This is a genomic window from Intestinibacillus sp. Marseille-P6563 (assembly GCF_900604335.1).
In the GTDB taxonomy this organism is placed as follows: Bacteria; Bacillota; Clostridia; order Oscillospirales; family Butyricicoccaceae; genus Butyricicoccus_B.
This window is the reverse complement of sequence record NZ_UWOD01000002.1, coordinates 987,721-1,007,868: the sequence shown is the minus strand read 5'-3', so window position 1 is coordinate 1,007,868 and position 20,148 is coordinate 987,721. Positions and strand designations below refer to the sequence as shown.

Annotated in this window: 37 protein-coding genes; 36 read left to right on the top strand and 1 reads right to left on the bottom strand. The window is 55.8% G+C overall.

Annotated features, from left to right (window positions below):
- Positions 1–393: 393 nt before the first annotated feature.
- On the bottom strand, positions 394–597 hold the full coding sequence (locus tag EFB11_RS13135) for a helix-turn-helix domain-containing protein (protein ID WP_122790639.1): 204 nt from the start codon (positions 595–597) through the stop codon (positions 394–396).
- A gap of 84 nt (positions 598–681) precedes the next feature.
- On the opposite strand from EFB11_RS13135, the gene EFB11_RS13130 reads away from it, so the two are divergent.
- The 36 genes from EFB11_RS13130 (at position 682) to EFB11_RS12955 (ending at position 20,140) form a co-directional block, all read left to right on the top strand.
- The gene (locus tag EFB11_RS13130) at positions 682–939 is read left to right on the top strand and encodes a hypothetical protein (protein WP_122790638.1); all 258 of its coding nucleotides are present in this window, start codon (positions 682–684) and stop codon (positions 937–939) included.
- Between the two features lie 365 nt (positions 940–1,304).
- A complete protein-coding gene (rpsJ, locus tag EFB11_RS13125; RefSeq protein ID WP_122790637.1) occupies positions 1,305–1,616 on the top strand; it encodes a 30S ribosomal protein S10 in 312 nt (103 codons plus the stop codon).
- A 142-nt stretch (positions 1,617–1,758) separates the two neighbouring features.
- Positions 1,759–2,457, top strand: coding sequence for a 50S ribosomal protein L3 (rplC, locus tag EFB11_RS13120; RefSeq protein ID WP_122791317.1), 699 nt, complete (start codon positions 1,759–1,761; stop codon positions 2,455–2,457).
- A gap of 18 nt (positions 2,458–2,475) precedes the next feature.
- Positions 2,476–3,099, top strand: a complete 624-nt coding sequence (rplD, locus tag EFB11_RS13115) for a 50S ribosomal protein L4 (RefSeq protein WP_122790636.1) — start codon at positions 2,476–2,478, stop codon at positions 3,097–3,099.
- Complete coding sequence (gene rplW / locus EFB11_RS13110) at positions 3,099–3,392, top strand: 50S ribosomal protein L23 (protein WP_122790635.1); 294 nt, start codon at positions 3,099–3,101, stop codon at positions 3,390–3,392. The genes rplD and rplW overlap by 1 nt, the downstream gene beginning before the upstream one ends.
- A 136-nt stretch (positions 3,393–3,528) precedes the next feature.
- Positions 3,529–4,362, top strand: a complete 834-nt coding sequence (rplB, locus tag EFB11_RS13105) for a 50S ribosomal protein L2 (RefSeq protein ID WP_122790634.1) — start codon at positions 3,529–3,531, stop codon at positions 4,360–4,362.
- Positions 4,363–4,380: 18 nt separating this feature from the next.
- Complete coding sequence (gene rpsS, locus EFB11_RS13100; RefSeq protein ID WP_122790633.1) at positions 4,381–4,662, top strand: 30S ribosomal protein S19; 282 nt, start codon at positions 4,381–4,383, stop codon at positions 4,660–4,662.
- A gap of 14 nt (positions 4,663–4,676) precedes the next feature.
- A complete protein-coding gene (gene rplV / locus EFB11_RS13095; protein WP_122790632.1) occupies positions 4,677–5,012 on the top strand; it encodes a 50S ribosomal protein L22 in 336 nt (111 codons plus the stop codon).
- A 14-nt stretch (positions 5,013–5,026) separates the two neighbouring features.
- A complete protein-coding gene (rpsC, locus tag EFB11_RS13090) occupies positions 5,027–5,803 on the top strand; it encodes a 30S ribosomal protein S3 (protein ID WP_122790631.1) in 777 nt (258 codons plus the stop codon).
- Positions 5,803–6,231 (top strand): 50S ribosomal protein L16, encoded by a 429-nt coding sequence (rplP, locus tag EFB11_RS13085; RefSeq protein ID WP_122790630.1) that lies wholly within the window; start codon positions 5,803–5,805, stop codon positions 6,229–6,231. The genes rpsC and rplP overlap by 1 nt, the downstream gene beginning before the upstream one ends.
- On the top strand, positions 6,231–6,428 hold the full coding sequence (rpmC, locus tag EFB11_RS13080) for a 50S ribosomal protein L29 (protein ID WP_122790629.1): 198 nt from the start codon (positions 6,231–6,233) through the stop codon (positions 6,426–6,428). The genes rplP and rpmC overlap by 1 nt, the downstream gene beginning before the upstream one ends.
- A 14-nt stretch (positions 6,429–6,442) precedes the next feature.
- The gene (gene rpsQ / locus EFB11_RS13075) at positions 6,443–6,700 is read left to right on the top strand and encodes a 30S ribosomal protein S17 (protein ID WP_122790628.1); all 258 of its coding nucleotides are present in this window, start codon (positions 6,443–6,445) and stop codon (positions 6,698–6,700) included.
- A 12-nt stretch (positions 6,701–6,712) separates the two neighbouring features.
- Positions 6,713–7,081 carry a 50S ribosomal protein L14 gene (gene rplN / locus EFB11_RS13070; RefSeq protein WP_122790627.1) on the top strand — a complete coding sequence of 123 codons (369 nt, stop codon included), beginning with the start codon at positions 6,713–6,715 and terminating at the stop codon, positions 7,079–7,081.
- A 15-nt stretch (positions 7,082–7,096) separates the two neighbouring features.
- Complete coding sequence (gene rplX / locus EFB11_RS13065) at positions 7,097–7,414, top strand: 50S ribosomal protein L24 (RefSeq protein WP_122790626.1); 318 nt, start codon at positions 7,097–7,099, stop codon at positions 7,412–7,414.
- Between the two features lie 14 nt (positions 7,415–7,428).
- Positions 7,429–7,971 carry a 50S ribosomal protein L5 gene (gene rplE / locus EFB11_RS13060; RefSeq protein WP_122790625.1) on the top strand — a complete coding sequence of 181 codons (543 nt, stop codon included), beginning with the start codon at positions 7,429–7,431 and terminating at the stop codon, positions 7,969–7,971.
- A 19-nt stretch (positions 7,972–7,990) separates the two neighbouring features.
- Positions 7,991–8,176 carry a type Z 30S ribosomal protein S14 gene (locus tag EFB11_RS13055; protein ID WP_016148784.1) on the top strand — a complete coding sequence of 62 codons (186 nt, stop codon included), beginning with the start codon at positions 7,991–7,993 and terminating at the stop codon, positions 8,174–8,176.
- Between the two features lie 166 nt (positions 8,177–8,342).
- Positions 8,343–8,834 (top strand): hypothetical protein, encoded by a 492-nt coding sequence (locus EFB11_RS13050; RefSeq protein ID WP_122790624.1) that lies wholly within the window; start codon positions 8,343–8,345, stop codon positions 8,832–8,834.
- A gap of 43 nt (positions 8,835–8,877) precedes the next feature.
- On the top strand, positions 8,878–9,054 hold the full coding sequence (locus EFB11_RS13045) for a hypothetical protein (protein WP_206424191.1): 177 nt from the start codon (positions 8,878–8,880) through the stop codon (positions 9,052–9,054).
- Between the two features lie 733 nt (positions 9,055–9,787).
- Positions 9,788–10,186, top strand: a complete 399-nt coding sequence (gene rpsH, locus EFB11_RS13040) for a 30S ribosomal protein S8 (protein WP_122790622.1) — start codon at positions 9,788–9,790, stop codon at positions 10,184–10,186.
- Between the two features lie 15 nt (positions 10,187–10,201).
- Positions 10,202–10,747 carry a 50S ribosomal protein L6 gene (gene rplF / locus EFB11_RS13035; protein WP_122790621.1) on the top strand — a complete coding sequence of 182 codons (546 nt, stop codon included), beginning with the start codon at positions 10,202–10,204 and terminating at the stop codon, positions 10,745–10,747.
- A gap of 18 nt (positions 10,748–10,765) precedes the next feature.
- Positions 10,766–11,125: a 50S ribosomal protein L18 gene (rplR, locus tag EFB11_RS13030; RefSeq protein ID WP_122790620.1), complete on the top strand. Its 360-nt coding sequence runs from the start codon at positions 10,766–10,768 to the stop codon at positions 11,123–11,125.
- An 18-nt stretch (positions 11,126–11,143) separates the two neighbouring features.
- The gene (rpsE, locus tag EFB11_RS13025) at positions 11,144–11,653 is read left to right on the top strand and encodes a 30S ribosomal protein S5 (protein WP_122790619.1); all 510 of its coding nucleotides are present in this window, start codon (positions 11,144–11,146) and stop codon (positions 11,651–11,653) included.
- A gap of 19 nt (positions 11,654–11,672) precedes the next feature.
- Complete coding sequence (gene rpmD, locus EFB11_RS13020) at positions 11,673–11,855, top strand: 50S ribosomal protein L30 (protein ID WP_122790618.1); 183 nt, start codon at positions 11,673–11,675, stop codon at positions 11,853–11,855.
- A 4-nt stretch (positions 11,856–11,859) separates the two neighbouring features.
- Positions 11,860–12,300 (top strand): 50S ribosomal protein L15, encoded by a 441-nt coding sequence (gene rplO, locus EFB11_RS13015; RefSeq protein WP_122790617.1) that lies wholly within the window; start codon positions 11,860–11,862, stop codon positions 12,298–12,300.
- 1 nt (position 12,301) lies between these two features.
- Positions 12,302–13,591: a preprotein translocase subunit SecY gene (secY, locus tag EFB11_RS13010; RefSeq protein ID WP_122790616.1), complete on the top strand. Its 1,290-nt coding sequence runs from the start codon at positions 12,302–12,304 to the stop codon at positions 13,589–13,591.
- Positions 13,592–13,616: 25 nt separating this feature from the next.
- A complete protein-coding gene (locus EFB11_RS13005) occupies positions 13,617–14,246 on the top strand; it encodes an adenylate kinase (protein ID WP_122790615.1) in 630 nt (209 codons plus the stop codon).
- A gap of 6 nt (positions 14,247–14,252) precedes the next feature.
- Entirely contained in the window at positions 14,253–15,017 is a 765-nt protein-coding gene (gene map / locus EFB11_RS13000) for a type I methionyl aminopeptidase (protein WP_122790614.1), read from the top strand.
- A 2-nt stretch (positions 15,018–15,019) separates the two neighbouring features.
- The gene (locus EFB11_RS12995) at positions 15,020–15,289 is read left to right on the top strand and encodes a KOW domain-containing RNA-binding protein (protein ID WP_122790613.1); all 270 of its coding nucleotides are present in this window, start codon (positions 15,020–15,022) and stop codon (positions 15,287–15,289) included.
- 47 nt (positions 15,290–15,336) lie between these two features.
- Positions 15,337–15,555 carry a translation initiation factor IF-1 gene (infA, locus tag EFB11_RS12990; protein WP_122790612.1) on the top strand — a complete coding sequence of 73 codons (219 nt, stop codon included), beginning with the start codon at positions 15,337–15,339 and terminating at the stop codon, positions 15,553–15,555.
- A 101-nt stretch (positions 15,556–15,656) separates the two neighbouring features.
- Positions 15,657–15,770: a 50S ribosomal protein L36 gene (rpmJ, locus tag EFB11_RS12985; RefSeq protein WP_016148768.1), complete on the top strand. Its 114-nt coding sequence runs from the start codon at positions 15,657–15,659 to the stop codon at positions 15,768–15,770.
- A gap of 163 nt (positions 15,771–15,933) precedes the next feature.
- Positions 15,934–16,302 carry a 30S ribosomal protein S13 gene (rpsM, locus tag EFB11_RS12980; RefSeq protein WP_122790611.1) on the top strand — a complete coding sequence of 123 codons (369 nt, stop codon included), beginning with the start codon at positions 15,934–15,936 and terminating at the stop codon, positions 16,300–16,302.
- A gap of 16 nt (positions 16,303–16,318) precedes the next feature.
- Positions 16,319–16,723 carry a 30S ribosomal protein S11 gene (rpsK, locus tag EFB11_RS12975; RefSeq protein WP_122790610.1) on the top strand — a complete coding sequence of 135 codons (405 nt, stop codon included), beginning with the start codon at positions 16,319–16,321 and terminating at the stop codon, positions 16,721–16,723.
- 21 nt (positions 16,724–16,744) lie between these two features.
- Positions 16,745–17,338 carry a 30S ribosomal protein S4 gene (gene rpsD / locus EFB11_RS12970; RefSeq protein ID WP_122790609.1) on the top strand — a complete coding sequence of 198 codons (594 nt, stop codon included), beginning with the start codon at positions 16,745–16,747 and terminating at the stop codon, positions 17,336–17,338.
- Between the two features lie 147 nt (positions 17,339–17,485).
- Positions 17,486–18,433 carry a DNA-directed RNA polymerase subunit alpha gene (locus EFB11_RS12965; RefSeq protein ID WP_122790608.1) on the top strand — a complete coding sequence of 316 codons (948 nt, stop codon included), beginning with the start codon at positions 17,486–17,488 and terminating at the stop codon, positions 18,431–18,433.
- Between the two features lie 130 nt (positions 18,434–18,563).
- The gene (gene rplQ, locus EFB11_RS12960; protein WP_122790607.1) at positions 18,564–18,905 is read left to right on the top strand and encodes a 50S ribosomal protein L17; all 342 of its coding nucleotides are present in this window, start codon (positions 18,564–18,566) and stop codon (positions 18,903–18,905) included.
- Positions 18,906–19,063: 158 nt separating this feature from the next.
- Positions 19,064–20,140, top strand: coding sequence for an S-layer homology domain-containing protein (locus tag EFB11_RS12955; protein WP_122790606.1), 1,077 nt, complete (start codon positions 19,064–19,066; stop codon positions 20,138–20,140).
- Positions 20,141–20,148: the final 8 nt, after the last annotated feature.

Below are 20,148 nucleotides of genomic sequence, written 5' to 3'. Positions count from 1 at the left end.
CACGGCAAAAGTCGTTCGCTTTTTTGGTGCAGCGCCAATGAGCGTGTGCAGCTTTGTGCCGTTGGCCACTGGTGCGAGCCAGCTCTTGGCGTGCCCCAGCGACTAGCGGCACAAAGCTGCGCCAGTCCCAATACCGTCAGTACCCATACCGCGGGCAGCACCCTGAAAATAGCGGCTCGCGCGGGCGTCCACGCGAAAGAGCAGCAAAAAGCACCCGTGCGGCCCAAAGGCCGCACGAACTAGAAACGCGTAGCAGCACATTTGCTGCATGGCCGGGTAGCTTTTTCGTGAAAAAGCGTAGGCCTGGGGCAAGGAGGGATGAGGGATTGCAAAAGGGGGAAGGGAAACATGGGTTCCCTTCCCCCTTTTGGCTGCCGAGCCAAGGATGAAGCATCATCTTTCGTTGGTCAGACCGAGCAGGTAATCGGTGGTGACGCCATAGAACTGGGCAAGCTGGATCACGGCCCAAACCGGTATTTCGCGCTCACCTTTTTCATAACGACGATATACTTCACGATTTAGGTGCAGCATTTCGGCAACATCGCGCTGCGTTAAATCGGCATCTTCACGCAAATCTTTGAGTCTTTGGAAATACATTCCCATCACCTCTTGATAATGCTACTATTTGGTGGCATAATGGAGAAAGAAAAGCCACCATATGGGTGTCAAGGAGGATGTTCTATGTATATCTGTTATGCTTGCCTGAAGGAGCAGTGCGACCAGTACGGCTTCGCCGTCTGGAAAAGTGACCTGCAATATTCCGCGCATCCGCAGACCTGCGCCTTTTGCGGCTGCCACGAGAAAGTGGTGCAGGGCGTGCACCTGAATCTGCTGGGCAACCCGCGGCTGACGCGGCATCTTTACCGCATTTACAACGCCACCGAACGCGACCCCGCGGGAATCGCAAAAAAATCCAGAAAATTTTACATTTGCCCTTGACAAGCGGCGCGAAATGCTGTAATCTATAAAAGCACCTGCGAGAAAAGCAGGCAAAACGCGATGATGCCGGAGATTGCTGGCCAGGCCAGGTAACTTCGGCGGAGTAGGTCCGACAATCGGGCGGTTGAGACAACTGCTTATTGTAAAACGACAGTGTTCCTGCGTAAATTCGGAACTTCCGGCGCGTGCGCCGAAAAGCCGATGGCACGAACCTCCTGCGTTCCTAAGACCGGATCGATACACCTGTGTGTGGCCGGTTATTTTCATGCCCCGACGCGATACGCCGGGCGGGGTTGCAGTATCTCTCCGTAACGAGTCGACACATTTATTAAGATGTACGACATGTACGAGGAGGAAAACCAAAAATGGCAAACGCTGAAAAGATCCGTATTCGCCTAAAGGCATACGACCATGAGCTGATCGACCAGTCCGCAGAGAAGATCGTTGAAACCGCAAAGCGCACCGGCGCAAAGGTTTCCGGCCCGATCCCGCTGCCGACCGAGAAGGAGATCATCACCATCCTGCGCGCTGTACACAAGTACAAGGACAGCCGTGAGCAGTTCGAGCGCCGCACCCACAAGCGCCTGATCGACATCGTAAACCCGGGCCAGAGGACCGTTGAGTCCCTGATGACTCTGGACCTGCCGGCTGGCGTTGAGATCGAGATCAAGCTCTAATCTCTACTTTATTATGCAACAAACCTGCCGGACTAACCCAACCGGCGGTTTGCACCTAGCCGCGATACGCGCGGCGGGGTCATGTTGGCGGGAGAAGAATGGGCCCGTCAACCAATAACCTTTAAGGAGGAAAACAAAAATGCTGAACAAGGCAATCATCGGCAAGAAGGTCGGTATGACCCAGATCTTCGACGCTGACGGCAAGGTTATCCCGGTAACCGTCATCGAAGCAGGTCCCTGTGTTGTAACTCAGGTCAAGACCGTCGAGAAGGAAGGCTACAATGCTGTACAGCTCGGTTTCGAGGACGTAAAGGAAAAGAAGCTCAACAAGCCGGAGCTCGGCCATCTGAAGAAGGCTGGCGAGGCTGTGAAGAAGTACCTCAAGGAGTTCCGTTTTGACGACTGCTCGATGTTCCAGGCAGGCGACGAGATCAAGGCGGACATGTTCGTAGTTGGCGATTACGTAGACGTAACCGGCATCTCCAAGGGCAAGGGCTTCGCTGGCGTTATCAAGCGCTTCAACGCAGGCCGCTCCCCGATGAGCCACGGTGCTGGCCCGATGCACCGTCACCAGGGTTCCATGGGCGCTTGCTCGGACCCCTCTAAGATCATGAAGGGCAAAATGATGCCTGGTCACCTGGGCAACGAGCAGGTTACCGTACAGAACCTGGACGTTGTAAAGGTTGATCCGGAACTGAACCTGATCGCCGTTTGCGGCGCCATCCCCGGCCCGAAGGGCGGCATCGTGTTCCTGAAGAACACGGTCAAGAAGAACCCGGAGAAGAAGGGTCCTGCTTCTTCGATCAGTAAGAACCCGCAGAAGGCTTCTGCAAGAAAGTAAGGGGAGGAGGAACTACAAATGCCTACCGTTAAGGTTTATAATATGGCTGGTCAGCAGACCGGCGAAATGGAGCTCAACGCTGCCGTATTCGGCATCGAGCCCAACGTATCTGCTATGCATGCAGTAGTAAAGAACCATCTGGCGAACAAGCGTCAGGGCACTCAGTCCACCCTGACCCGCGCAGAAGTGCGTGGCGGCGGCATCAAGCCGTGGCGTCAGAAGGGCACCGGTCGTGCCCGTCAGGGTTCCATCCGCTCTCCGCAGTGGACCCACGGCGGTATCGCGCTCGGCCCGAAGCCGCGCACCTACCGTTACAGCCTGAACAAGAAGCTGCGCCGTCTGGCTCTGCTGTCCGCTCTGAGCGCAAAGGCTGCCGCTGGCGAAATCATCGTCATCGACGACCTGAACATGGGCGAGATCAAGACCAAGACTTTCGCAGGCTTCCTGAAGGCCGTTGAAGCACAGGGCAAGAGCCTGGTCGTTACCCCCGAGTCCCGCGTGAACGTTGTAAAGTCTGCGGCGAACATCCCGGGCGTACGCACCACCATCGCGTCGACCCTGAACGTTTACGACATCCTCAACGCTGACAAGTTCATCATCGACAAGGCAGCGGTTGCCAAGCTCGAGGAGGTATACGCATAATGAAATTCGCACATGACGTAATCAGAAAGCCGGTCATCACCGAGCGTTCCATGGAAGGCATCGCGGATAACAAGTACGTGTTCGAAGTTGCTCCGAACGCAGGCAAGATCGAAATTAAGAAGGCTGTGGAAGAGATCTTTGGCGTGAAGGTTGCCAAGGTCAACACCATCAAGCTGCCGGGCAAGTGGAAGCGCATGGGCGTTTACCGCGGCAAGCGCCCGGACATCAAGAAGGCTGTCGTCACCCTGACCGCCGATTCCAAGAAGATCGAGATCTTCGAGAACATGATGTAATTCCGGCCCAGCCGGAACCCTCCCGAACCGAAACCGCCTGCCGGTGGGGGACGGGAAGGGCACACATTGCGGCGCCAGGCCGCAGGTATGGGGAAGCCACCCCGATAAGAAACAGTTTTAAGGAGTTGAAAACACAATGGCGATCAAGACTTTCAACCCGACGACTCCGTCCCGCCGTAACATGACGACCCTGTCGAACGCGGGCCTGTCCAAGGTGAAGCCCGAGAAGAGCCTTCTCGAGAAGCTGAAGAAGACCGCTGGCCGTAACAGCTATGGCCGCATCACCGTACGCCACAAGGGCGGCGGAAACAAGCAGAAGTACCGTATCATTGATTTCAAGCGTCAGAAGCTGGATATGCCGGCAACTGTTCTGACCCTGGAGTATGACCCGAACCGTTCGGCTAACATCGCTCTCGTTCAGTACGAGGACGGCGTAAAGGCTTACATCCTCGCTCCCGAGGGCCTGAAGATCGGTGACAAGGTCATTTCCTCCGCTACCGCCGACATCAAGCCCGGCAACTGCCTGCCGGTGAGCGCGATCCCGGTTGGTACCATGATCCACAACATCGAGCTGTATCCCGGCAAGGGCGCACAGCTGGTTCGTTCGGCTGGCGTTGGCGCTCAGCTGATGGCAAAGGAAAACGGCAAGGCAATGGTTCGTCTGCCCTCCGGTGAGCTGCGCTACGTGCGCCTGGAGTGCAAGGCTACCATCGGTGTTGTCGGCAATTCCGACCACTCCAACGTACAGCTGGGTAAGGCTGGCCGTACCCGTCACATGGGCATCCGCCCGACCGTCCGCGGTTCTGTTATGAACCCGTGCGATCACCCGCACGGCGGTGGTGAAGGCAAGTCGCCGATCGGTCGTCCGTCTCCGGTTACTCCGTGGGGCAAGCCGGCTCTGGGTTACAAGACCCGCAAGAAGAATCATCGTACCGACAAGCAGATCGTACGTCGTCGTAACGGCAAGTAAGGAAAGGAGAACAGAAATATGGGCAGAAGTGTTAAGAAGGGCCCTTTTGTGGCTCCTGAGCTTTACAAAAGAGTCGTTGCTATGAACGAGGCCGGCGAGAAGAAGGTCCTCAAGACCTGGTCGCGTGCCTCCACCATTTTCCCGGAGTTCGTCGGCCACACCATCGCGGTTCATGACGGCCGCAAGCATGTCCCGGTATATGTCACCGAGGATATGGTAGGTCACAAGCTGGGCGAATTTGCGCCGACCCGCACCTACAAGGGCCACGCGGGCAGCAAGACCTCCAACAACGGTAAGTAAGGGAGGACGAACAAATGGAAGCAAGAGCAATCGTTAGAAACGTCCGCATGACCCCCCGTAAGATGAAGCTGATCTGCGATCTCATCCGCGGCAAGGACGCGGGCACCGCAATGGCTATCATTATGAATACCCCCAAGGCTGCCTCTGAAGTTATGGCAAAGCTCCTCAAGAGCGCGGTTGCCAACGCAGAGAACAACCATGGCATGAACACCGACAAGCTGTATGTCAAGGAAGTTCATGTAGCACCGGGCCCGATCATGAAGCGCATCATGCCGCGTGCACGGGGCCGTGCATTCCGTATCCTGAAGAGAACCTCTCATGTAACTCTGGTTCTCGCAGAGAAAGAATAAGGGGAGGTTAAACAATGGGCCAGAAAGTCAATCCGAACGGTCTCCGTGTCGGCGTAATTAAGAATTGGGATTCCCGTTGGTTCGCAAAGGACAATGTCTTTGGCGATCTCCTCGTGGAAGACTACAACATCCGTAAATACCTGAAGAACCTGCTCAAGGACGCAGGCGTTCCGGCAATCGAGATCGAGCGTACCACCAAGGACGTTAAGATCCTCATCCAGTGCGCTCGTCCGGGCTTCGTGATCGGCCCTGGCGGCGAAAAGATCGAGAAGCTGCAGGCTGACGTTGCCAAGATGATCGGCAAGCCGGTTAAGATCTCCATCATCGAGATCAAGAACCCGGATACCAACGCAACTCTGGTTGCCGAGAACATTGCCGCTCAGCTTGAGAAGCGTATCTCGTTCCGTCGTGCGATGAAGCAGTCCATGGGCCGTGCAATGCGCATGGGCGCTAAGGGCATCAAGACCTGCTGCTCCGGCCGTCTGGGCGGCGCAGAAATCGCGCGTACCGAGCACTATCATGAAGGCACCATCCCGCTGCAGACCCTGCGTGCGGATATCGACTACGGTTTTGCTGAGGCGAACACCACCTACGGCAAGATCGGCGTCAAGGTTTGGATCTACAAGGGCGAGGTTCTCACCGGTGGCCCGCGTCTTGGCCGTTCGATCGAGGCTCCGAAGCCGGCATTCGAGCGCCGTGACCGCCGCGACCGCCGCGATGGCGACCGTCGCCGCAGAAATAACGACCGCGGCGAGCGCCGCGCACCCCGCCAGGAAGGAGGCAACCGCTAATGCTGCTCCCCAAGAGAGTTAAATACCGTCGCGTGCATCGTGGCCGCCTGAAGGGCAAGGCTATGCGCGGTAATTTCGTTGCATATGGTGATTTCGGCCTACAGGCTACCGAGCCGTGCTGGATCACCTCGAACCAGATCGAGGCTGCCCGTATCGCCATGACCCGTTACACCAAGCGTGGTGGTAAGGTTTGGATCAAGATCTTCCCCGACAAGCCGGTTACCGAGAAGCCTGCTGAAACCCGAATGGGTTCCGGTAAGGGCTCGCCGGAGTACTGGGTTGCTGTTGTAAAGCCGGGCCGCGTTCTCTTCGAGATCGGCGGCGTATCCGAGGAGGTTGCACGCGAGGCACTCCGTCTGGCCAGCCACAAGCTGCCCTGCAAGACCAAGTTCGTTGCCCGTGAGACCAAGATTGGTGGTGAAGAATGATGAAGGCAAAAGAGATTAGATCGCTGACCGCTGAGGAACTGCAGAACAAGCTGGCAGATCTCAAGAAGGACCTCTTCAACCTTCGTCTGCAGCACGCAACCAATCAGCTTGACAACGTCAACAAGATCACGGAAGTGAAGCGCGACATCGCGCGCGTCAACACCGTTCTCCGCGAGCTTCAGCTTGCGGCAAAGTAAGGAGGTAAGCGAAGTTGAGCGAGAGAGCGTTACGTAAGACCCGCGTGGGGCTGGTCGTATCCGACAAGATGGATAAGACCATCGTAGTTGCGATCGAGGATAGCGTACAGCATCCTCTGTATAAAAAGGTTATGAAGAACACCTACAAGCTGAAGGCGCACGACGAAAACAACGAGTGCAAGGTTGGCGACAAGGTGAAGGTAATGGAGACCCGTCCGCTGTCCAAGGACAAGCGCTGGCGCCTGGTCGAAATTATTGAGAAGGCGAAGTAAGGAGGGGAACACATGATTCAGCAGGAAACTTTTCTGCGTGCAGCTGACAACAGCGGCGCTAAGGAACTGAAGTGCATCCGTGTTCTCGGCGGCTCCACTCGTAAGTACGGCAATATCGGCGACGTAATCGTTTGCTCGGTGCGCAAGTGCACCCCGGGCGGCGGCGTGAAGAAGGGCGACGTTGTCAAGGCTGTTATCGTTCGTTCGGTAAAGGGCCTGCGCCGTGCGGACGGCAGCTATATCCGTTTCGATGAGAACGCGGCTGTTATCATCCGTGAAGATAAGAACCCGCGCGGCACCCGTATCTTTGGGCCTGTTGCGCGCGAGCTGCGCGACAAGGATTACATGAAGATCCTGTCCCTGGCTCCCGAAGTACTGTAAGGAGGTCGCCGTCATATGAACAATTTGCATGTTAAAACGGGCGACACCGCCGTTGTCCTCTCCGGCAAGGAGAAGGGCAAGAAGGGCAAGGTTCTGTCCGTAAACCCGAAGAAGGGTATGGTCGTAATCGAGGGCGTAAATATGGTAACCTGCCATACCAAGCCCCGCCGTCAGGGTGAGCAGGGCGGCATCGTAAAGCGCGAAGGCGCTCTGCGTGCTTGCAAGGTCATGAAGGTTTGCCCCAAGTGTGACAAGCCCACCCGTCCGGCACACAAGATTCTGGACAATGGCGCAAAGGTTTGCGTTTGCAAGCACTGCGGCGCTGAAATTTAAGGGGAGGAAAAGCTATGCCTAGATTAAAGGATAAATATGAAGCAGAAGCTCGTCCTGCTCTGATGAAGAAGTTCGAGTACAAGAGCCCGATGCAGATCCCGAAGCTTGACAAGATCATTGTCAATGTCGGCTGCGGTAAGGAAGCAAACGGCAACGCAAAGGTTATCGAGGCAGTTGTACGCGATCTGACCGCGATTACCGGCCAGAAGCCGGTCGTAACCCTGGCGAAGAAGTCGGTTGCGAACTTTAAGCTCCGTGAAGGCATGCCGGTTGGCGTAAAGGTTACCCTGCGCTCCGACCGCATGTGGGAGTTCCTGGACCGTCTGTTCAACGTGGCTCTGCCGCGTGTACGTGACTTCCGTGGTATCTCGGCGAACTCCTTCGACGGCCGCGGCAACTATGCCTTTGGCCTGAAGGAACAGCTCATCTTCCCGGAAATCGAGTACGATCAGATCGACAAGATCCGTGGTATGGACATCATCATCTGCACCACGGCTCAGACCGACGAAGAAGCACGTGAGCTCCTGACCATCATGGGCGCTCCGTTCGCGAAGTAAGAAGGAGGAGGATTCTAACATGGCGAAGAAGGCAATGGTACTCAAGCAGCAGAAGACTCCGAAGTTCTCTACTCGTCAGTACAACCGCTGCAAGATCTGCGGCCGTCCGCATGCTTATCTGCGCGATTTCGGCATCTGCCGTATCTGCTTCCGTGAACTGGCTTACAAGGGCCAGATCCCGGGCGTGCGCAAGGCATCCTGGTAATCAGAATACGAGCAAACAGCGTGAAACCATTCGGTTTCACGCTGTTTTTTTATTTCCTCTGCGATTTTGAGTAGCTTGACAGAAATGCAAGAAACTAGTAAGCTGAAGATGTTCAAAGAAGGTGTCCGCTGCGGCATCAAACACCATGCGGAAGGAGGGGAGCGCTATGTGTAAAACCGGAAAACGAATATTCCTTTGTATGTTCTTGATTTTGTGTTTCATCGGCCTGCCATTTGCCGGGGCAGTGGATAAAAATTCCTCCCAGACAGGCGAGGGTTACGCCGTCGAATTCGAATGGCTAAGCGATGTAGACTTTATCGTCCGTGGTTATCAGGATGGTGTTCTGCTGCATGAAGCAGTGGGTAAAGTTGGCGGCGAAACGATGCTGTCCAGGGAATTTGACGAAGATGGTAACTTGATTCGGGAGGAAATCATCCAGGTATCCGATGTGATTGCCCCAGCACCAGAAGAAATCGTGCAGGAATTACGCATCTATGAAGCAGCGGAAAGACTCCGAGCTGCTTTGGTCCCGTATTTGGCATACACCACGACACAAAGCCCATATGGTCCTTTGATTTTTTCATCGACCGCTTTGCTGCAATGCGTGAACGGTAACGACCTGTGCAGCCTTTGGCGTGCCCAACAAGGAGGAGCATGATGAAGAATACGAAAAGTGCCCCAAATGCGGAAGCAGTGTCATTTTGGAAATTGATTATGGCTCCAAAATATTGCGCAATCAGTGGGTTCATACCGGTTCGACATTGCTTTCGTCTGTCGTTGTGACGCGCTATGTGTGCGCGGACTGCGGTTACAGCGAGGAATGGATTGACAAAGACGATCTCCCCAAGCTGCGCGAAAAGTTCCCACGTGTGTATTGAGGAAAGAGGGGCTGCGGCCGGACGCACCCTCAAAATGGCGGCTCGCAGCAGCGGTCGCGTCGCCAGCATTCTACCGGAACAAACTATTCGCACGTAACGCCGCATTTTTCCTATGGCCGGGTAGCGTTTTCGCCGAAAACGCGTAGGCCGCGGCAAGGAGGGATGAGGGATTGCAAAAGGGGGAAGGGAACCATGGGTTTCCCTTCCCCCTTTTGGCGGCATGCGCGACGTACACGGCAAGTATGCCCTGTTTTCGCCAAAGGAAAATCAAACGGAAGTTTAAAAAATTTTTTTCAGAAAAATGAAAAAACGCTTGCAAACGCCCCCGGGTGTATAGTATACTAATTTATAGTCACGTGTACGCGTGAAACCGGCGAAAACACTCCCATGGTGAGGGAAAATTTCGTCCGCCCGTTGGCCGTTAACCGGGGAAAAACCGGCGCGGTCTTCCGAGAGCGAGAAACACGGCCGACCTGCCGTTATATCAGGGTATTCCATGCAAAATGACCGCAAATAGGACCTAAACTGCGCAAAAATCGGCAGTTTTCACCTTGCGGATGTTTTGCTGCCATGATATAATTATCGTTGGTTCGGCATGTTTCCGGCCAACGATTTTTTATACCCCAGCACCCGCTGTGAAAGGGTCACGGCGGCGTAGTAAGAAAAGTGGGCGGCAACCCGGGGGCGTACCTCCACGAAGTACCGCCAAACTTCTGAAAGGAGCAAGTAAAGAATGCAGATCACCGATCCCATCGCGGATATGCTGACCCGTATCCGCAACGCGGCCGCTGCTCGTCACGATTCGGTTGACGTGCCGGCGTCCAAGATGAAGAAGTCCATCGCGCAGATCCTGCTCGACGAGGGCTACATCAAGAATTTCCAGATCGTAGACGACGGCACTCAGGGCATCATCCGTATCACCCTGAAGTACGGCGCAAACCGCCAGAAGGCGATCACCGGCCTCAAGCGCGTGTCCAAGCCGGGCCTGCGTGTCTATGCCGGCGCACAGGAGCTTCCGAAGGTTCTCCGTGGCCTCGGCATCGCAATCGTTTCGACTTCCAAGGGCGTCATGACCGACAAGAAGGCTCGCGAGCTGAATGTCGGCGGCGAAGTCCTGGCATTCGTTTGGTAAGGAGGGTAATGAATCATGTCTAGAATCGGCAGAGCTCCCATTGCCATCCCGGCCGGCGTAACTGTCACCGTAGACGGCACCACCGTCACTGTCAAGGGCGCAAAGGCTACCCTGACCCGTGACGTACACCCGAACATGACCGTAAAGGTCGAGGGCAATGAGATCCTGGTTACTCGTCCGAACGACGAGAAGCAGAACCGTGCACTGCACGGCCTGACCCGGAGCCTCATCAACAACATGGTAATCGGCGTAACCGAAGGCTTCAAGAAGGAGCTGGAAGTAAACGGCGTAGGTTACCGTGTACAGAAGCAGGGCAAGGACCTGGTTATGAACCTGGGCTACTCGCATCAGGTTACCATGAGCGAAATCGAGGGCATCACCATTGAGTGCCCGAGCGCAAACAAGATTGTAATCTCCGGTCCTGACAAGCAGAAGGTTGGCCAGTTTGCAGCTGAAGTACGCGAGAAGCGTCCGCCGGAACCCTACAAGGGCAAGGGCATCAAGTACGTTGACGAGTATATCCGCCGCAAGGAAGGCAAGACCGGCGCTAAGAAGAAGTAAGGAAGGAGAGTGTGCTAAATGGTTTCCAAGAAGGATTCTAACAAGGCGCGCCTGAAGCGCCATAAGAGAGTACGCAGCAAGGTTTCGGGCACCGCACAGCGCCCCCGCCTTGATGTTTTCAGAAGCGCGAAGAACATCTATGCACAGGTTATCGACGACGTAGCCGGCGTAACCTTAGTCTCCGCATCGACCACCGAGAAGGACTTCACCGAGTACGGCGGCAACAAGGACGCGGCCAAGAAGGTCGGTCTGATGATCGCTGAGCGCTGCAAGGCCAAGGGCATTGAGAACGTCGTATTTGACCGCGGCGGCTATCTGTACCACGGCCGTGTGAAGGAACTCGCAGAGGGTGCCCGCGAGGGCGGCCTCCAGTTTTAAGTCGGGAGGAGGTAAAACATGGCTAAGTTTGATCGTAACGATAGAAGAGAGAAGGAAGACGAGTTCAAAGAAACCGTCGTATCCCTCAATCGTGTATCCAAGACCGTTAAGGGCGGCCGTATCTTCAAGTTTGCGGCTCTGGTAGTCGTAGGCGATGGCAAGGGCACCGTTGGCTTCGGTCTGGGCAAGGCCTCCGAAGTCCCGGACGCAATCCGCAAGGGCATCGAGGACGCTAAGAAGAACCTGATTAAGATCTCCCTGAAGGGCACCAGCATTCCGCACGAAGTGATCGGCGAGTTTGGCGCTGGCCGCGTTCTGCTGAAGCCCGCGGCTCCCGGCACCGGTGTTATCGCCGGCGGCGCAGTTCGTGCTGTTGTAGAAGCAGCTGGTATCAAGGACATCCGTACCAAGTGCCTGCGCTCGAACAACCCGCAGAACGTTGTTACCGCAACGATCGAGGGTCTGAAGAGCCTGCGCGACGCGGCTCAGGTAGCTGCGGTTCGCGGCAAGGCTGTCGAAGAACTGTAATATAGGAGGGTAATGAACAATGGCAAACATCAAGATTACCCTGAAAAAGAGCCTGGTCGGCCGTAAGGACAACCACATTGCGACCGCACACGCTCTGGGTCTGAAGAAAATCAATGACGTGACCGTTCAGCCGGACAACGCTTGCACCCGCGGCAAGGTTGCCAAGATCGGTTACTTGCTCGAAATCGTAGAGGAGGTGTAAACCTATGAAGCTTCAGGATTTACAGCCCTCTGTGGGCGCAACCCGTCCGGCATACCGCAAGGGCCGTGGCGCAGGTTCTGGCAACGGCAAGACTGCTGGCCGTGGCCACAAGGGCCAGTGGGCTCGTTCTGGCGGCGGTGTCCGTCCGGGCTTTGAAGGCGGCCAGATGCCTCTGGCACGTCGTCTGCCGAAGCGTGGCTTCAACAACATCTTTGGCACCACGTACGCTCCGGTGAATGTAGAGGTTCTCAATCGTTTTGAGGACGGCACCGAAGTAACCGTCGAGCTGCTGCTCGAAACCGGTGTGATCTCCAAGGCGCTCGACGGCGTCAAGATCCTCGGTAACGGCGAGCTCACCAAGAAACTGACGGTCAAGGCAGCGGCTTTCTCGGCTTCCGCAAAGGAAAAGATCGAAAAGGCAGGCGGAAAGGCCGAGGTGATCTAAGGTGTTCGAGACACTGAAGAACGCATGGTGGAACGCGGAGATGCGTAAGAAACTGCTCTATACGCTGTTTATCCTGTTCATATTCCGCCTTGGCGCTTCGATTCCGGTGCCGTTTATCAACACGGAAGCGCTGAGCGAATACTTCGCGACGCTCGATGCAGCAGGTGGTATGCTCAGCTATATCAACGTATTTACCGGCGGCGGCTTATCGAATGCGACCTTGTTCGCCATGTCGATTACCCCGTATATTAACGCATCGATCATCCTGCAGCTGCTGACAGTTGCAATCCCTGCGCTCGAGCGCATGGTAAAGGATGGCGGTGAGGAAGGCAGAAAGAAGATTGCATCCTGGACCCGTTATCTGGCGGTTGTCCTCGGTCTGATCCAGGGCTTCTCGTACTACGTGATGCTCCGCAGCTATAATCTGCTGAACAACACTGGCGTTTGGGCTGCTATCGTTATCATCATGACCTTCACCGCTGGTACGGCGCTGATCATGTGGCTGGGCGAACACATCACCCAGAACGGCGTTGGCAATGGTATCTCGATCATCCTGTTTGCGGGCATTATCTCCCGCGGTCCCTCGCTGGCGAACAGCCTGCTCAACCTGGTCAAGAACGGCGGCACCGGTGCACTGACTGCAGTGCTGATGGTCATCATCGGCCTGGCACTGATCGTGTTCATCGTGTATATGTCGAACGCCGAACGCCGTATCCCGATTCAGTATGCAAAGCGTGTGGTTGGCCGTAAGATGTACGGCGGCCAGTCCACCTTCCTGCCCATCAAGGTCAACGCGACCGGCGTTATGCCGATCATCTTCGCGTCGTCCATTCTGTCGCTGCCCTCGACGGTATTCGCGTTCTATACGCCCGAAGCCGGTTCGATCGGCAGTGTCGTAAAGGATCTGTTCTCGCAGAGCAATCCGTTCTATATCGTACTCTACGCCATTCTGATTGTTGCATTTTCGTATTTTTATGCTTCGATCCAGTTTAATCCGGTCGAAATTGCCAATAATCTGAAGAAGAACGGCGGCTTCATCCCGGGCTTCCGTCCGGGCAAGCCCACCGCCGACTTCATCACCAAGGCGCTGGCTAAGGTGGTCTTCGTCGGTGCGCTGTTCCTTGGCGTTGTTGCCCTCCTCCCGCTGATCGTTGGCGCGTTCTCTTCGAGCCTGTCCAACGTTGCCGTTGGCGGTACGTCGGTTATCATCGTAGTCGGCGTTGCGCTCGAAACGGTCAAGCAGATCGAGGCACAGCTCATGATGCGTCATCATAAGGGCTTCTTGGAATAAGAAGCTTTGACTGGAGGCATTTTTCGTGAATTTAATTTTACTTGGCGCTCCAGGCGCCGGTAAAGGCACCCTGGCGGCATTCCTCATCGAAAAGATGGGGGTGCCGTCGGTGTCCACCGGCAACATCCTGCGCGAGGCCATTGCAAACAATACTGAACTGGGCCAGAAGGCCAAGCAGTTCATGGATGCCGGACAACTTGTCCCCGACCAGCTGGTTATCGACCTGCTGCGTGACCGTATTGCGCAGGACGACTGCAAAAACGGTTTCATTCTGGACGGGTTCCCGCGCACCATTCCCCAGGCGGAAGCACTCGACACCATCGCCAACATCGACGTGGCGCTGTCGCTGGAAGTGCCCGATGAAGTGATCGAAGGCCGTATGACCGGCCGTCGTGTCTGCCTCAAGTGCGGTGCGACCTATCACATCAAGGCCAACCCGCCCAAGGTAGAAGGCGTTTGCGACAAGTGCGGCGACAAGCTGCACATCCGCAAGGACGATCATCCGGACGTTGTCCAGCATCGTCTGGCCACCTACCACGAACAGACCGAGCCGCTGAAGGACTACTACGGCAAGCAGGGCAAGGTCAAGAGCATCGACGGCACACAGGGCATCCAGCAGACCGAGCGTTTTGCGGTGCAGGCGTTGGGGCTTTGATGCATTATGATTCAAATTAAAACCGAAAAAGAACTGGAGCTGATGCGCATTGCCGGGCGGATTACCGCACTGGCGCGCAAGGCGGCGGCAGATGCCGTAGCTCCGGGGGTCACGACCGAGGACATTGACCGCGCGGTCCGCAAGACCATTGAGTCGCACGGCGCCAAGCCGTCCTTTTTGGGCTATGCCGGTTTCCCAGGCAGTGCCTGTGTCTCGATCAACGACGAAGTTATCCACGGCATTCCCTCTCCCAAGCGGGTGATCCACGAAGGCGATATCGTCAAGGTGGATGTGGGCGCGTATATCCATGGGTTCCATGGCGACTGCGCGTGCACGGTCGCATGCGGCGAGGTGTCCGAGGAGGCCAAGCGCCTGATCGAAGTGACCCGACAGAGTTTCTATGAGGGTATCAAATTTGCCCGCGTGGGCAATCGGGTTTCCGACATCTCCAGCGCGGTGCAGGCGTATGTTGAGGCCCACGGGTTTTCGGTGGTACGCGATTTCGTCGGCCACGGTGTGGGCGCCGAATTGCACGAAAGCCCCGAGGTCCCGAACTTCGGCCGGCCGGGTCATGGAATCCGTCTGGAGCCGGGTATGACCCTGGCGATCGAACCCATGGTCAATGTGGGCGTATATGGCGTGAAAGTCCTCGCGGATGGCTGGACAGTCAAAACGCGGGACGGCAAGCTGTCGGCCCACTACGAAAATACGGTAGCGATCACCGACGGGGAGCCTGAAATCCTCACGGCCATCGACGGAGAGGTACTTTAAACGTGCAGTCCCATGTTTCCGATATTGTTCTGTCGCTGTCCGGCCGGGACCGGGGCAAGCCGATGCTGGTCATCCGCGAGGATGACACGTATCTTTACCTTGCCGACGGCAAAGGGCGGCGGGCGGAAAACCCTAAACGCAAAAAGCGAAAGCACACTGCGTACCAGGGCCCGTGCGACGAATGGACACGCGAGCGGCTGTTTGTAAACGGCCGTCTGACCAATAGCGAAATCCGTAAGGCCCTTGCCCTCTGGGCGGGAGGCATTGACTAAGGGGCACGGCCCCCAATCAAATTGACCGAGGAAGGTAAGATTACTTTATGGCAAAAGACGACGTAATTGAGCTGGAAGGTACCGTCATAGAGGCGCTGCCAAACGCCACGTTCAAGGTGGAGATCCCGGGCGGGCACCAGATTCTGGCGCACATTTCCGGCAAACTCCGCATGAACTTTATCCGCATTCTCCCTGGCGACAAGGTCACCGTTCAGATGTCGCCCTACGACCTGACCCGCGGTCGTATCACTTGGCGTTCCAAGTAAGTTTTTTCAGCGGGCGGAGGCGCGTATGTGACCCGAGCGCCAGCGGTCGCCGGTTTTCCGGTGTCCCATCCCACCAAAATTTTTGATGGAGGTAAAAAGCAATGAAGGTAAGACCGTCTGTAAAGCCGATCTGCGAAAAGTGCAAGATCATTCGCCGCAAGGGCCGCGTAATGGTTATCTGCCAGAACCCGAAGCACAAGCAGAAGCAGGGCTAATTTGTTTTGGTGGAGCTTTCGCTCCCCAAAGCGCAAATTTGGTTGTTCATACGGAACCGACAAGCACGTGGGGCGTTCCCCACGGCGCTGCAGGGGCGGAGGCGGCCTCTATACTGGTTTCCGACACACGCCTCAGTGATAAACTTTGGAGGTATAGATTCCTATGGCACGTATTGCCGGTGTTGACCTTCCCCGTGAAAAGCGCGTAGAGATCGGCTTGACCTACATCTACGGCATCGGACGGAAGCTGTCCAATGACATTCTTGCAAAGACTGGTATCAATCCGGATACCCGCGTAAAGGACCTGACCGAGGACGAGGCTGCTAAGCTGCGTGAAGTCATCGAGCGTGACTACACCGTAGAAGGCGACCTGCGCCGTGAGGTTGGTCTGAATATCAAGCGCCTGGTTGAAATCGGCTGCTACCGCGGCCTGCGTCACCGTCGCGGCCTGCCGGTTCGCGGCCAGCGCACCAAGACCAATGCGCGTACCCGCAAGGGTCCGAAGAAGACCATTGCGAACAAGAAGAAGTAAGGAGGGAGCGATTTAAATGGCTAAGGTACAGAAAAAGGGCGCACAGGTCCGCACCAAGCGTCGTGAGCGCAAGAACATTGAAAAGGGCGCAGCGCATATCCGCTCCTCCTTTAACAACACCATCGTTACCATCACTGACCTGCATGGTAATGCAATCTCCTGGGCTTCTGCTGGTGAGATGGGCTTCCGTGGTTCCCGTAAGTCCACCCCGTTCGCAGCACAGACCGCAGCAGAAACCGCTGCCAAGGCTGCAATGGAGCATGGCCTGAAGACGGTTGAAGTATACGTAAAGGGCCCGGGTTCCGGCCGTGAGGCTGCGATCCGTGCGCTGCAGGCGACCGGCCTCGAGGTAACCATGATCAAGGACGTTACCCCGATCCCGCACAACGGCTGCCGCCCGCCCAAGAGAAGACGTGTATAATTAAAAGGAGGAACCAAAACTATGGCAAAGAATATGCAGCCCGTTCTCAAGCGTTGCAAGACGCTGGGCCTTTCCCCGGCCGTCCTTGGTTACTCCAAGGAGACCAAGCGTAACCCGAAGCAGTCCCGCCGCAAGCAGTCTGAGTACGCGATGCAGCTGAACGAAAAGCAGAAGGTTAAATTCATCTACGGCGTTCTCGAGAAGCAGTTCCATGCTTACTACGAGAAGGCTGAGCGCAAGCAGGGCGTAACCGGCGAAATCCTCCTGCAGGAGCTGGAGCGCCGTCTGGACAACGTGGTATTCCGTATGGGCTTTGCGAACACCCGCCGCGAGGCGCGTCAGCTCGTAAACCACGGCCACTTCACCGTAAACGGCAAGCGCGTGAACATCCCGTCTTTCCAGGTAAAGCCGGGCGACGTAGTAGCTGTTTGCGAAAAGTCCCGCACCACCACCAAGTTCAAGTCCCTCATCGAGGAGCAGGGCAAGAAGCCGATGCCCAAGTGGATCGACAAGGCTTCTGAGTCTTTCGAAGGCAAGATCGTGGCTATGCCGGCTCGTGACGACATCGACTACGAGGTAGCTGAGCACCTGATCGTCGAGTTGTACTCCAAATAAGCCAAACCCTCGTTTATGGATTTTTGGACGAACCCAAGGAATTTGCGCAGCGGCAGCCTGGTTTTTGGCTTGCCGCGCGCGGATTCCCCGCGTGATTCCATCCATTTTTTCAAGTTTATTGGCCGAACGTAAAGGAGGGTACCATATATGATCGAAATCGAAAAGCCGCGCATCGACTGTGAGGAACTCGCTGAGGACGGTTCCTACGGTAAGTTTGTCGTGGAACCCCTGGAACGGGGCTATGGCACGACCTTGGGTAACTCCCTGCGCCGCATCCTGCTGTCCTCCCTGCCGGGCACCGCTGCAAGCTCGATCAAGATTGCGGGCGTGCAGCATGAGTTTTCCACCATCCCGGGCGTCAAGGAAGACGTCACCGAGATCGTCCTGAACGTCAAGGGCATCATTGCTAAGCTGCATTGTGACGGCCCCAAAACGGTTTATATCGAAGCCGCAGGTGAGGGCGAAGTTAAGGCGGGCGACATCCATTCGGACGGTGAGGTTGAGATCCTCAACCCGGAAATGCACATTGCCACTCTGATGAGCGATGCGCGATTGTCCATGGAAATCACCCTGTCTTCCGGCCGCGGGTATGTTCCGGCCGAACGCAACAAGCAGTACCAGACCGCAATCGGCGTCATTCCGGTCGACTCGATCTACACGCCGGTTTACAAAGTCAACTACACGGTGGAGAACACCCGTGTCGGCAACATGACCGACTACGACAAGCTGACCCTGGAAGTTTGGACCGACCGCACCATTGCGGCCAAGGATGCCGTTTCGCTCGGCGCCAAGGTTCTGCGCGACCATCTCGATCTGTTTGTTGACCTTTCCGAGGAGATCGGCTCGAAGTCCACGGTTGTGGAAAAGGCCGAAGCGCAGCATGACAAGGTGCTGGAAATGACCATCGAGGAGCTCGACTTCTCGGTTCGTTCCTTCAACTGCCTCAAGCGCGCGGGTATCAACACCGTGGAAGACCTCATCAATACCTCGGAAGAGGATATGATGAAGGTGCGTAACCTGGGCCGTAAGTCCCTGGAAGAGGTTATCGGTAAGCTCGAGGCCATGGGCCTGAGCCTTGCAAAGTCTGAGGAGTAACATGCCTCAGCCGGTCATCCCCGCCAAACTGGGGGGATGCACCCTGAATTTGATGAAGCACTATCGCGGCGGCGTTTTGCCGCGCTGCCGCTGATCTTATTTTTGACCTTATTTTAGGAGGTACACTACCATGGCAAAGAATCGTAAGCTCGGCAGAACGAGCGACCACCGCCGCGCAATGCTCCGCGCGATGGTAACCTACCTGCTGGAGAATGGCCGCATCGAAACCACCCTGGCTCGCGCTAAGGAAGTTGGCCCGATGTGCGAAAAGATGATTACCCTGGGTAAGAAGAACACCCTGGCTTCCCGCCGTCAGGCAATGGCTTACATCACCAAGGAAGCTGTTGTTGCAAAGCTGTTCTCGGAAGTTGCGCCGGGCTATGCAGAGCGCAACGGCGGTTACACCCGCATCATTAAGACCGGCCCGCGTCGTGGCGACTGCGCGGAAATGGCAATCATCGAGCTTGTTTAAGTAACGGCCCGAGTTGTTTTCAAAGAGCTTATCCGGAGGAGTGCTTCTCCGGGTAAGCTCTTTTTTTGTGCACCGATAGGCAATGTGCCCAAATTCTATTGATTTAGCAGAGTGAATGATTTATAATATAGACAAAATTAGAGGAAAGAAGGGTACTTATGAAAAAGATCGGAAAACTGCTTCGCATCGGGGGAATGGCAGCGGTCTTGGCAGCGCTCCTGTGCGTTTCCGCGGGGGCATTCAGTACAAGCGATGTCGAAGGCTCGTGGTATGGTCAGTACACCGGATATTATGATCCGACGAGCGGTCCGACGGTCAATGTGGAACGGTATATCGATCTGACCATTGACACCTGTGACAGCAGCGGCGATTTCAGCGGCAGCGCCAAGGTTACAACCGTCGAAGGCCAGGGGTATGATAGCCAGTGGTTCAATTATGATTTTGAGGGCACCGTAAATCTGGATACAGGCGCTTTTTATTTTAAGGGAAACCGCATTACGGGCGGGAGCAGCAGCACAACTTGGCGAACGGTTCCCTTTGACGGTACGCTGCGCATCGGGTCGACTGGCGACCTGACCATCAGCGGCTATGTGGATGATGATACTTCCCGTCTGTTCCGGCTCAACCGGATTTCGGGCTGGGTGCGCGACGAGATCACCGAAGCGAATATCGCAGGCCTGATTCCGGACACTCTCCAGGAAGCTGACCTGTCCAAGCGCATCACCCGCGCCGAGTTTGCCGCGGTATCGGTCAAGCTCTATGAAGCGCTGAGCGGCACAACGGCCAGCGCAGGCAGCACGCCCTTTACTGACATTGCGTCTGACCCCAACAAGACCGACATTGCTAAGGCTTATCAGCTGGGCATTGCGGTCGGCGTGTCGGATACCGAGTTTGAACCGGATGTCAGCATCAACCGCGAGCAGCTGGTTACCATGCTGACCCGTGCGGTCAAGAAATACAGCTTTGATGGCTGGACGATCGAAAACGACGATGAGTATTATCTGGACACGAGCGGCGTACCCAAGTTTGCGGACGATGCGTATATCTCCGACTTTGCCAAGCCGTCGGTCTATTACATGACCAAGATGAACATTATTGCCGGTGTGGACAGCACCCACTTTGCACCGCAGAATATCACGCCCGCGCAAGAAGCACAAGGCTATGCGACTGCAACCCGCGAACAAGCGATTGCGCTGTCGCTGCGTATCTTCAAACTGGGCGATGCGTGGAAATAACAGAAAAA